Annotated in this window: 6 protein-coding genes and 2 tRNA genes; 4 read left to right on the forward strand and 4 right to left on the reverse strand. The window is 72.5% G+C overall.

From position 1 onward, the window contains the following. Positions 1 to 505 precede the first annotated feature (505 nt). Positions 506 to 2,185 carry a long-chain fatty acid--CoA ligase gene (locus ABZT06_RS32485; RefSeq protein ID WP_355748971.1) on the forward strand — a complete coding sequence of 560 codons (1,680 nt, stop codon included), beginning with the start codon at positions 506 to 508 and terminating at the stop codon, positions 2,183 to 2,185. A gap of 109 nt (positions 2,186 to 2,294) precedes the next feature. On the opposite strand, the gene ABZT06_RS32490 is transcribed toward ABZT06_RS32485, so the two are convergent. Continuing rightward, a complete protein-coding gene (locus ABZT06_RS32490; RefSeq protein WP_355748974.1) occupies positions 2,295 to 3,494 on the reverse strand; it encodes an MFS transporter in 1,200 nt (399 codons plus the stop codon). A gap of 134 nt (positions 3,495 to 3,628) precedes the next feature. Between ABZT06_RS32490 and ABZT06_RS32495 the strand changes: the two genes are divergently transcribed. Then, on the forward strand, positions 3,629 to 4,216 hold the full coding sequence (locus ABZT06_RS32495; RefSeq protein ID WP_355748979.1) for a TetR family transcriptional regulator: 588 nt from the start codon (positions 3,629 to 3,631) through the stop codon (positions 4,214 to 4,216). Between the two features lie 84 nt (positions 4,217 to 4,300). On the opposite strand, the gene ABZT06_RS32500 is transcribed toward ABZT06_RS32495, so the two are convergent. Beyond that, the gene (locus ABZT06_RS32500) at positions 4,301 to 8,956 is read right to left on the reverse strand and encodes a PAS domain-containing protein (protein ID WP_355748982.1); all 4,656 of its coding nucleotides are present in this window, start codon (positions 8,954 to 8,956) and stop codon (positions 4,301 to 4,303) included. Between the two features lie 84 nt (positions 8,957 to 9,040). After that, a complete protein-coding gene (locus tag ABZT06_RS32505) occupies positions 9,041 to 9,556 on the reverse strand; it encodes an SSI family serine proteinase inhibitor (RefSeq protein ID WP_355748985.1) in 516 nt (171 codons plus the stop codon). 153 nt (positions 9,557 to 9,709) lie between these two features. On the opposite strand from ABZT06_RS32505, the gene ABZT06_RS32510 reads away from it, so the two are divergent. After that, positions 9,710 to 9,800, forward strand: a tRNA-Ser gene (locus tag ABZT06_RS32510). Between the two features lie 189 nt (positions 9,801 to 9,989). Continuing rightward, positions 9,990 to 10,062: transfer RNA gene (locus tag ABZT06_RS32515), tRNA-Arg, on the forward strand. A 320-nt stretch (positions 10,063 to 10,382) separates the two neighbouring features. Here ABZT06_RS32515 and ABZT06_RS32520 read toward each other — a convergent pair. Beyond that, positions 10,383 to 10,748, reverse strand: coding sequence for a helix-turn-helix transcriptional regulator (locus ABZT06_RS32520; RefSeq protein WP_355748988.1), 366 nt, complete (start codon positions 10,746 to 10,748; stop codon positions 10,383 to 10,385). Between the last annotated feature and the right edge of the window lie 554 nt (positions 10,749 to 11,302).

The raw sequence follows: 11,302 nt of genomic DNA on the forward strand, positions 1-11,302 counted from the left end.
CTCGTGCTGATGTCGCATGCTGGGGAATCGTCACCCTGGGCTGCCCTCGACGAGCTGTGCTCCCGCTGGGGGATCGCCAATTGGGGCTGGTGCCGCCTGCCGTGGTTCTGTGCCTTCGAGTCGTGTCCCTGCTGGGGGATCGCCACCTCGTGCTGATGTCGCATGCTGGGGAATCGTCACCCTGGGCTGCCCTCGACGAGCTGTGCTCCCGCTGGGGAATCGCCAATTGGGGCTGGTGCCGCCTGCCGGGGTTCTGTGCCTTCGAGGCGTGCCCCCGCTGGGGAACCGCCACCTGGGGCAGGTGGCCGCCGGCCGGGGAAACCGCGCCCCCGATCGCTGCCCCCGCTGAGGAATCGTTACCCCGATCTGGTGCTCGCCCGACAGAGAACCGTTCGGGACGGTCGGCCGTTGTGAGGGCATCGTGACGTGATCGATCGCCCGGCTCTAGTGACATACCGCGCGGTATGTGCGCAGAATCGGCGCAGCCCTTACTACCGCGTAGGCAATGTCGCCCCGGGAGGACGCCGTGCTGAGCACGATGCAGGACGTACCGCTGCTGATCTCCAGGATCCTGACCCACGGGTCGTCGATCCACGGCACCTCACAGGTGACCACCTGGACCGGCGAGCCGGAGCCGCACCGCCGCTCCTTCGCCGACGTCGGCGCCCGCGCCGCCCAGCTGGCGCACGCCCTGCGCGAGGACCTCCAGGTCACCGGGGACGAGCGGGTGGCGACCCTCATGTGGAACAACGCCGAGCATGTCGAGGCCTACTTCGCGATCCCCTCCATGGGCGCGGTGTTGCACACCCTCAACCTCCGCCTCCCGCCCGACCAGCTGACCTTCATCGTGGGCCACGCGGCCGACCGGGTCGTCATCGCCAACGGCTCGCTGCTCCCCCTGCTCGCCCCGCTGCTCCCGCACCTCAAGACGGTCGAGCACGTGGTGGTCTCAGGGCCCGGCGACCGCACGCTCCTCGAAGGCACCCACGCGCGCGTGCACGAGTACGAGGACCTGATCGCCGGCAAGCCCACCACCTACGACTGGCCCGAGCTGGACGAGCGCCAGGCCGCCTCCATGTGCTACACCTCCGGCACCACGGGCGACCCCAAGGGCGTGATCTACAGCCACCGTTCGATCTACCTGCACTCCATGCAGGTCAACATGGCCCAGTCGATGGGCCTGACCGACCAGGACACCTCGCTGGTGGTCGTCCCGCAGTTCCACGTCAACGCCTGGGGCCTGCCGCACGCCACCTTCATGACCGGCGTCAACATGCTGATGCCGGACCGCTTCCTGCAGCCCGCGCCCCTCGCCGAGATGATCGAGCGGGAGAGGCCGACCCACGCGGCCGCGGTCCCCACCATCTGGCAGGGGCTGCTCGGCGAGCTCACCGCCAAGCCGCGTGACGTCTCCTCCCTCACCCAGGTCACCATCGGCGGCTCGGCCTGTCCGCCGTCCCTGATGGAGGCCTTCGACAAGCTGGGCATGCGGGTCTGCCACGCCTGGGGCATGACGGAGACCTCCCCGCTCGGCACCGTCTCGCGCCCGCCGGCCCACGCGGTCGGCACGCCCGAGGAGTTCGCGTACCGCCTCACCCAGGGCCGCTTCCCGAGCGGCGTCGAGGCCCGCCTCACCGGCCCCGGCGGCGAGCGCCTCCCCTGGGACGGCGAGTCGGCGGGCGAGCTGGAGGTCCGCGGCCCCTGGATCGCCGGCGCCTACTACAACGGCCCGGACGCCGAACCCCTGCGCCCCGCCGACAAGTTCAGCGAGGACGGCTGGCTGAAGACGGGTGACGTCGGCACGATCTCCGCCGGCGGCTTCCTCACCCTCACCGACCGGGCCAAGGACGTCATCAAATCCGGCGGCGAGTGGATCTCCTCGGTCGAGCTGGAGAACGCCCTGATGTCCCACCCGGACGTCACCGAGGCCGCCGTCGTCGCCGTCCCCGACGACAAGTGGGGCGAGCGCCCCCTCGCCACGGTCGTCCTCAAGGAGGGCTCCACCGCCGACTTCGAGTCCCTGCGCGCCTTCCTCGCGAGCGACGTCTGCAAGATCGCCAAGTGGCAGCTCCCGGAGCGCTGGTCGATCGTCGAGGCGGTCCCGAAGACGAGCGTCGGCAAGTTCGACAAGAAGGTGCTGCGGAGAAGGTACGCGGAGGGGGAGCTGGACGTCACCCAGCTCTGAGACGGGTGAGGGGTACGGCGACCAGGGCGCCCAGGCCGGGGCCCGGATCCCTGTTCGCCGTACCGCAGGCTCACCGTCGTACCGCGGGCTCACCGTCGTACCGCAGCTGTCACCGCCGTACCGCAGTGGCAATCCACCCCAGCCCCAGCCAGACCCCCGCCACCGCGCACACGCCGCCCCAGCCCCACCATCCGAAGGCCGACGCGGCGAGCGCGGACGCCGTCGCGCCGCCGGCGAAACCGGCCACGACGTACGCCGTGTTGGCGGTGGCCGGAGTCGAGGTCGTCGTCAGGGCGAGGGTCTGGTTGGCGACGCGGGAGGCGACCAGGGCCGCGTGCACGGCGATCGCCGCGACGAACAGGGCCCACAGCGCGTGCCCGCCGAGCCAGAACAGCGGCACGGACACGGCGGCGAGCAGATACGCCGACCGTACGACCTTGGCGGCGCCGAAGCGGTCCACGAACCCGCCGGCCAGCGGTGCCACGACGCTCGCGGCCAGCCCGAAGAGGCCGAAGAGCCCGGCGGTCGCGGTCGACAGGCCGTAGGACGGGCCGGTCAGCAGGAGTGCCAGCGAGGTCCACAGCGCGCTCCAGGCGCCGTACATCCCCGCCTGCCGCACGCACGCGCGCCACAGGTCGGGCGAGCGGCGCACGACGGACGGCAGGGCGGTGAGGCCCGAGAAGAGCGGGCCGGAGCGGCGTGTCTGTTCCGCCGGCAGGGCGTACGCCGTCGCGAGCCCGAGGACGGCCGTCAGAACGGCCGCGCCCACGAACACCACCCGCCAGCCGAAGGCCTGTCCGACCAGCCCGCCGAGCACCCGTGCGGCGACGACCCCGGTGAACAGGCCCGCGATGACGGCCGCGACATGGCGGGCCCGGCGGTCGGCGGGCGCGCGCTGGGCGACCAGCGGGACCAGCAGCTGGGGGACGACGGTGGCCGCGGAGGCGACCAGGACGGCGGCCGCGAGGGCGGTGGTGCCGGTGGTGAGCGCGGCGGCGGTCAGGGCCGCGGTGGTCACGAGGGAGAGCGCGGCGACCAGGCGCCGCCGGTTCACGCTGTCGCCGAGCGGGGCGAAGACGAGCAGCCCGAAGGCGTAGCCGAACTGCGCGACCGAGGCGACCCAGGCCACCGCGGAGGGCGTCGAGCCGTAGTCGCGGGCGATGAGGGGGAGCAGCGGCGCCGCGAGGTAGATGTTGGCGGCGGTGACGGCGGTGCAGACGGCGATGAGGACGAGGAGGAGCGAGCCCGCGCGCCGGGCGGGGGCCTGCGTGGACCGTCCCGTGGCCGTGGTGGCGGTTGCTGTCGGCATGACCGGGGATCCTTCGAGTCAGGTCTAACAACTAACTGGTTGGTTGGTCGATCGGCTCAACAGTCTGGAAGGGCCTCGCATTCCCTGTCAACCAAATAGTTGGTTACTTCCCGGCGGCCCTCTATCCTGGCCCCATGGCAGCAGCAAGGGACCCCGAGGCCACGAAAGCCCGGATCTTCGAGGCGGCGGTCGCCGAGTTCGCCCGCCACGGCATCGCGGGCGCCCGCATCGACCGCATCGCGACCGAGGCCAAGGCCAACAAGCAGCTGATCTACGCCTACTTCGGCAACAAGGCGGAGCTGTTCACGAAGGTCCTGGGCAAGGCCATGCTCGATCTCGCGGTCGCCGTCCCGGTCGACCCGGACGACATCGAGAACTGGATCGACCGCCTCATGGACTACCACGAGGCCCACCCCGAGGTGCTGCGCCTGCTCTTCTGGGAGGGCCTGGAGTACGGCTCCGGCAGCGAGTTGCCCGACGAGGCCGAACGCCAGGAGCACTACCGCCGCAAGGTCGCGACCCTCCGGGACGGCCAGGCCCGCGGTGTGGTCACCGACGCGATCCCCCCGCGCGACCTGCTGTTCCTCCTGATCGCGGTGGCCAACTGGGCCGCGGTGGTCCCGCAGATGAAGCGGATCCTGGTGGGCGGGGAGCCGGCCGACCGGGACCGGCTACGGGCGTCGGTGAAGGAGGCGGCGAGGCGGCTGGTGGAGCCCCGATAGGGACGCGGGGAACTGCGCGACCGGCCACGACGACCGGCCACAACGACCAGCCACACAACGAACCCGCAGCCGACAGCGGCGCTACTAGTTCGTCCCGATCCTGGCCAGCAGATCCACGATCCGAGACTGGACCTCCGCACTGGTCGACCGCTCCGCAAGGAACAACACGGTCTCCCCGGACGCCAGCCGAGGCAGATCCGCCTGATCCACCGCAGCCGTGTACACCACCAACGGCGTCCGGTTCAGCTGCCCGTTCGCCCGCAACCAGTCCACGATCCCGGCCCTGCGACGGTGGACCTGCATGAGGTCCATCACGACCAGGTTCGGCCTGAGCTGCCCGGCCAACGTCACCGCGTCCGCGTCACTCGCCGCGCGAGCGACCTGCATCCCCCGTCGCTCCAGCGTCGAGGTCAGCGCCAGCGCGATCTCCGCGTGCTCCTCGATCAGCAGCACGCGCGGCGGGTGCTGCTCACTGTCCCGCGGCGCCAGCGCCTTCAGCAGTACGGCGGGATCGGCGCCGTACGCCGCCTCCCGCGAGGCCTGCCCGAGCCCGGCGGTCACCATGATCGGCACCTCGGACGCCACCGCGGCCTGCCGCAGCGACTGGAGCGCGGTCCGCGTGATCGGCCCCGTCAGCGGGTCCACGAACAGCGCGGCGGGGAAGGCCGCGATCTGCGCGTCGACCTCCTCGCGCGACTGCACGATGACCGGCCGGTACCCACGGTCGCTGAGCGCCTGCTGGGTCGTCACGTCCGGCGCGGGCCACACCAGCAGCCGTCGCGGGTTGTCCAGCGGCTCCGGGGGCAGCTCGTCGTCCATCGGCTGCGGCCGAGGGGTGTCGGGGATCTCGACGGCCCCACCGGGACCGTCCAACGGCTCGGGCCCCTCGGCGGCGTTCTCGTCCGGCGCCCCTATGGCGTAGGACCGCCCGGCCGCCTCGGTGACGTGCACCAGCCGCGACTGCTCGGCCAACGACGGCTGGGGCTGCGGTGCCTGCGCCGGTACGGCCTGCTCGGCCGCCGGATGCGGACGCGCCCCCTGCTCCGGGGCCGCGGCGGCAGCGGGGTCGGGCCGGGTGCCGAGCTTGCGCCGCCGCCCCGAACCATTCGACTGGTGCGGCGGAGGCGTGGCCGCCCCCGGCTGCTGCACCTGAGCCGCCTGCCGGGTGAACGGCACCCCCTGACCGAGGGTCCGCACGCTGATCGCCCGGCCCTGGGTGGAGTTCGGGTCGACGGGCGCGGCGGGGACCGCCGCGGCTTCGGCGGGCAGCGGCTGAGCGCCCCGGACCTGCGCCTGCGCCGCCTCCGCCGACAGGGGCGCACCGGACGGCGAAGTGCGCTGACCGGCTTCGGCGGCCTGCGCGGGCTGGGGCGCGGGCTGCTTCGGGGGTACGGCGGTGGCGGCGCCGTTCGCCGGTACGGGGGTGCCGGCGCCGGAGCTGTCGTGGGAGGCGGGCCACGGCTGGGGAGCGGGCGCGGCCGGTGCCGGAGCTGGCGCCTGGGCCTGGGGCTGCGGCTGCGGCGTCTCGGCGGGGAGGGGCTGGCCGGGGGCCGGTACGGGCTGGGCCGGGGCCGCCTGGAGAGGTGAGGCGGGTGCGGGGGCGAGATCGGGTGAGGATGCGGTCTGCGGGATCAGGCCGGCCTGTCCGGTCGCGTTCTGCACGGGGACACCCGGGAACGGGGCCGGCGGCGGCACTACGCCGGGGATTTGCTGGGCAGGGGCCGTAGGAACTCCCACGGGCGCAGGCCCACCGGCCGCCTGGACACCCTGTCCGGCCTGTGCGGGGAGCCCCTGCGCGGGCGTACCGGCCGTCGCCTCCGCAGGCTGGGCCACGGCCCGGCGACGGCGGCCCGTCGGCGCGGTGGTGGGGTGCGGCTGCGGCGGGGTGTGGTCGTCCGCCTGGTCGTGCGGTACGGCGTCGTGCCGGCCGTCGCCACCGTGAGCGTCGGCGGGGAGGTGCTGTCCGGGAGCGGCTGCCTGGACGAGGCCGTTGGCGGGAACGGGGGTGGGTGCGGGCGCGGGAGGGGCCGTCGGAACGGGGGCCGGGGCCTGACCGGGGGCTTGCATCTGGCCGGGAACCTGGCCCTGCCCGGGCATCTGCACCTGCGCCGGGAGCTGCTGGCCCGCGACCTGGACCTGCCCCTGGGCCTGGCCCGGGAGCTGTCCTTGACCGGGTACCTGGCCGTGCCCGGGCACCTGCATCTGCATCTGCACCGGGATCTGGCCCTGACCCGCGACCTGGCCCGGCATCTGCCCCTGAACCTGGCCCGGGATCTGCCCCGGCACCAGCGCCTGTCCCTGAATCTGGCCCGGCACCTGCCCCTGAACCTGTCCGTGGGCCTGCACCGGTGACGGACCCGCCGCGTCCGTGCCGTCGGCCGGTCGGTCCGCGTCGGCGGGCGGAAGGGCGAAGACGGACCGGGGGGCCGCCTCCTGCGCGGCCGCGCGCTCCGACGCGGCCGCGAGGGCACGCCGCCGGCGTCCGTCCTGCTGCGGTGCGCCGTCGCCGGACGGGCCCTGCCCCCCGGCGAGCTCGAGCTCGCCCTGCGGCCGACCCGATTCGGCGGAGCCACCCGCGGGCAATGCCGCCGGCAGCGCGTGCTGTTCGCCGCCCTCATGCCGGGCTCGGCCCCCGGCCGGTACGGGCACGCCCTGCGGCGGCACGGTCCCGCCGAGACCGGTGTTCACGGCCGCGGACCCGGCGCCGTGCTCGCCGGCCATCACCACGGCACCCTCGGACACACCCGCTTCGGCGCCCTCGGCACCTTCGGCGGGCCGCCCACGGCGCCGCCCCGTACCGCCGGATGCGTCCCCGTCGTCGCCGGAGGCCTGCGCGGGTACGGGCACGGGCTGGTCCTGCTCGTCCGCCGCCCGCCGCCTGCGTCGCCCGGTGGGCGCCACGGAGTCGTCGGTCCCGGCCGGGACGTCGGCGTCCAGGAAGGAGTCGGTGGAGGAACGCCGGGCCCGCCGCCGCCCGCCGCCCTCGGCAGGTGCGGACTCCACGGGGGCGGTCCCCCCGGGGGAGGCCACCGCGGGGGCGGCCTCCAGCGCGGCCGGACCCGGAGCCGCGACGGCCCCCGCCCCACCGCCGATGGGCACTTCGAGGACGTACGCGCTGCCGCTCATGCCGGGCACCTCGTGCGTCTGCAGCACACCGCCGTGGGCGCGCACGATCCCGCGCACGATCGGCTCGTGCACCGGGTCTCCCCCGGCGTACGGCCCGCGCACCTCGATCCGTACGCCCTCGCCCCGCTGGGCGGCCGCCACCACGACCGTGTTGTCCATGTAACCGCCCGCGGACACCGGAGAGTTCCCGGTCGCGTCGACCCCGGCCACGTCCGCGATGAGATGCGCGAGCGCGGTCGCGAGGCGCTGGGCATCGACCTCGGCCTCGATGGGCGGCGCGTGCACGGCGAACTGGACGCGGCCCGGTCCGATGAGTTCGACCGCGCCGTCCACACCGGCGGCGACGACCGCGTCGAGCATGACGTTCGTACGGACGATGTCGTCGGTGCCCGCGTCGAGGCGCTGGTAGCCGAGGACGTTGTCGATGAGGTTGGTGATGCGGGAGTAGCCGGCCGAGAGGTGGTGCAGGACCTGGTTGGCCTCGGGCCACAACTGTCCGGCGTCGTCGGCGGCGAGCGCGGACAGTTCGCGGCGCAGTTCGTCGAGGGGCCCGCGCAGCGAGCGCCCGAGCAGCGTCAGCAGCTGATCGTGCCGACCGGCGAGGGCCTCGTAGCGGTCCTTCTCCCGCTCCCCGAGCGCGGCGTACCGCTCCTCGCCGGCGGCGAGTTCCTCGTCGTGCTGCTCCTGGAGCTCCTCCAGCTCGGTGATGTGCTTCTGGCGCAGCGCGGTGAGTTCGGAGGCGTGCTCCTCCTCCAGCCGCTCCAGCTCCTCCGCGTGGGCCTTCTCGGCGGTGGACTTCTCGTCGGCGAGGGCGTCGTAGGGCCGCCGGTCGGTGAAGGTGAGCACGGCGCCGACGAGCTGGTCGCCGTCGCGCACCGGCGCGGTCGTCAGGTCGACCGGGACCTTCTCCCCCTTCTTGGACCACAGCACCTGCCCGCGCACCCGGTGCTTGCGCCCGGAGCGCAGGGTGTCGGCGAGCGGGGACTCCTCGTACGCGAAGGGGGTGCCGTCGGCGCGGGAGTGCAGGATGAGGTCGTGGAGCTCGCGTCCGCCGAGGTCACTGGCCCGGTAACCCAGTATCTGGGCGGCGGCCGGATTGACGAGCACGATCCGCCCGTCGGTGTCGGTGCCCACGACGCCCTCGGACGCGGCCCGCAGGATCATCTCGGTCTGCCGCTGCGAACGGGCCAGCTCGGCCTCGGTGTCGACGGTCCCCGTCAGGTCCCGTACGACGAGCATGAGCAGCTCGTCGCCGCTGTAGCCGTAACCGTCGTAGGCCTGCTGGCCGTTCTCCAGGTTGGCGCTGGTGACCTCGACGGGGAACTCGGTCCCGTCTGTCCTGCGCGCCACCATCCGGGTCGGCTTGGTCCGCCCGCGCGGGTCCATGTGGTCGGGCCGCCGCATGGAGCCGGGGATGAGCCGCGAGTCGAACTCGGGCAGCAGATCGAGCAGCCCGCGTCCGACGAGCGCGGTGCCCGGTGCCTCGAACGCCTCCAGCGCGATGGTGTTGGCGTTGACGACGGTCCCATTGGCGTTGACCAGCACCAACGCGTCGGGAAGCGCGTCGAGTATGGCTGCGAGGCGAGCAGCGCCTCGGGATGGCCTGCTGCTCACGAGACGCTTCCTCCCTGTTACCGCACCTTGCCGACCGTTCGGGCCATCTTGCCAAGGGGCCCGCGACGTGTCACGCGAGGGAGTCTAAGCGCAGCGGTTGGGCGGGGGTGCCGGATGAGAGGGAGGTCGCACGACGAAGTGAGGTAGAACGTGTGACCGCCTCCCGTGGGCTAGGCCGCCCGCGCTGGGCAGAAGCGGCACGAACCGGTCCCAGCGCGCGGTCTCGCACCCGTTGCTCCGGTCGAACCGGGCGTCCACGGGGCGCCCGGCCCAGGTTCCCGTGACATGGGCGGTGGCGGGACCCCCGTAGAGCATGGTGCAGACGCTGCCCTCGGGGACGGGGGCGAAGGTGTCGCGCCCCCACCGGGTGTTCCTGTCCAGGCCGGCGCAGGCGCCCGCGGGGTCGGGGTGGGTGCCGCGCGCGGGGTGACAGTCGACCTCGAAGGTCCCGTCGGCACCGTTGCCCGCGTGGTGGACGGTGACGGTGAGGTGGTCCCCGGTCTCGGTGTGCGCCGCCACGGGGGTGGGGGCGAGGGCGGCGAGGAACAGGGGGAGCGGGCTCAACCGTGCGAGCCGGCCGAGCCGGATGACGTATGACATGCCCTGACTAACGGCGGACGGGGCCGTACGTTGCGCGGAAGCACTTTGCCCTGCGGCCTGCCCGCCTAGTACCGTGGGAGTCGATTGGTGGCACGACCTTCGACTGTGTCATCATCTGCACGCACCACTCGCGCTCGCGCGGGCGGCTGTGCTGGAGGCGTCGCCTAGTCCGGTCTATGGCGCCGCACTGCTAATGCGGTTTGGGACTTCAATCCCATCGAGGGTTCAAATCCCTCCGCCTCCGCGCAAGATCACCGAAGCCCCGGTCCCAGCGACCGGGGCTTCGTCGTTCTCCAACTCGCTCAGATGTGCGTTTTCGCAGGTCACAAGGGGTATGGCAAACGGATTTCACATGCGAGCGGCAGTCATGTAATGTTCTTCCTGTCGCCGCGAGCGGCCCGGAAGGGCAAGGAGCGGCGAGAAAACAGAACAAGCACTCGTAGCTTAACGGATAGAGCATCTGACTACGGATCAGAAGGTTGCAGGTTCGAATCCTGCCGAGTGCACAGCAGGTCAAAGCCCCCTCGGGATCATCCCGGAGGGGGCTTTTTCGTGTCGCGTGTCGTGCGGCAGCGAAGTACAGCGAAGCTTTGACTAGTCGCGCCCGCACGACCGACAGACTTAGGGGAGAGGTTCGGCGCACTGTCGAAGACGTACTGGGCGTACTCCGGGCTCTGGAGCATGGTCGGGCAGGACGACACGATGAGGCATCCGTTGAAACGAGCGGATCAGCTGAGCCGACCGCACCACGTGATGTCCTCGGATGCCTCATCTGCGTCTGGCGCGGCCTCAACGGCGACCAGCAGGTCATGCACCTCACGAGAGATCACCTCGTCGAGGCCGAGGGCGCGAGACAGCGGCCCAACACGTCGGCGCTGGGGACCATCCGGCCGTTGTCGACCTTGGACACGGGCGGCTGCCCCACATAGGCCCGCCGCGCCGACACGGCACCCGTCAGACCGGCATCCGCTCGCAGCCCACGAAGACGCGCACCAAGCATCTTCATCCGCTCCCGCCGCTCACTCCCCATATCCAGGCTTCCACACCACGAGGCAGGCGTCAGCCCCGCGCACGCCCTACGGACCTCCGGTCTCGAACGGCGCCCCCTCCATCCCGGTGCCGGCCGATCCCCCACCGGAGGCATCGTTCTGACCGTGGCCTGCCCGTCTAGGGGCTCTACCGTCCGAGCCATAACATGCTTGCGGCCCCAGGGACCGGGCCCGGCGCAGAGGGCCAGGCCCAAGAAGCCGGCCCGCGCTTTGCGCGGGCTGAGCTCCCGTCCCGACCACCATCAACCCAGGCAGAGCCGAGCAGACGCGGCCCATGGCGTCCGTACAGTGGCGCGCTCCACCTGGACGCCATGAACCACGCCTGCTCCCCGGTGTGTGGATCGACGGCGGACGGGATGGGAGCTGGGTGAGTGCGTGGTTGAGACAGGGGCAGAAGAGGGTGGGAGCCACGTCTCACTGGATCCCACCCCCTCTCGTTGTCGCTCAGTGTTCGTGACGCACTGCCGACACGCTCCTCAGCCCTTGGAGCGCCACACGCCCCCGCCGGGCCGCCTCAAAACGGTCAGGACTGGTACCAGAACCGGTCTTGCACCGAGCCGTTCGCCCCGACGTACCACGCCTCCATGCTGCCGTCGATCCGTGAGACTGCCGCGATCGACCCGGTTGTTGAGGCGCTGCCGGCCGGCGCCAGTTCGAAGCCCTGCCAGTTGGCGCCCTCGTACCAGAACCGGTCTTG

Source organism: Streptomyces sp. NPDC005483, from assembly GCF_040606035.1.
Classification (GTDB): domain Bacteria; phylum Actinomycetota; class Actinomycetes; order Streptomycetales; family Streptomycetaceae; genus Streptomyces.

Coding starts and splice junctions, on each gene's coding strand:
- ABZT06_RS32485 (WP_355748971.1), top strand. CDS start 506: ATGTCGCCCCGGGAGGACGCCGTGCTGAGCACGATGCAGGACGTACCG.
- ABZT06_RS32490 (WP_355748974.1), bottom strand. CDS start 3,494: ATGCCGACAGCAACCGCCACCACGGCCACGGGACGGTCCACGCAGGCC.
- ABZT06_RS32495 (WP_355748979.1), top strand. CDS start 3,629: ATGGCAGCAGCAAGGGACCCCGAGGCCACGAAAGCCCGGATCTTCGAG.
- ABZT06_RS32505 (WP_355748985.1), bottom strand. CDS start 9,556: ATGTCATACGTCATCCGGCTCGGCCGGCTCGCACGGTTGAGCCCGCTC.
- ABZT06_RS32520 (WP_355748988.1), bottom strand. CDS start 10,748: ATGGCTCGGACGGTAGAGCCCCTAGACGGGCAGGCCACGGTCAGAACG.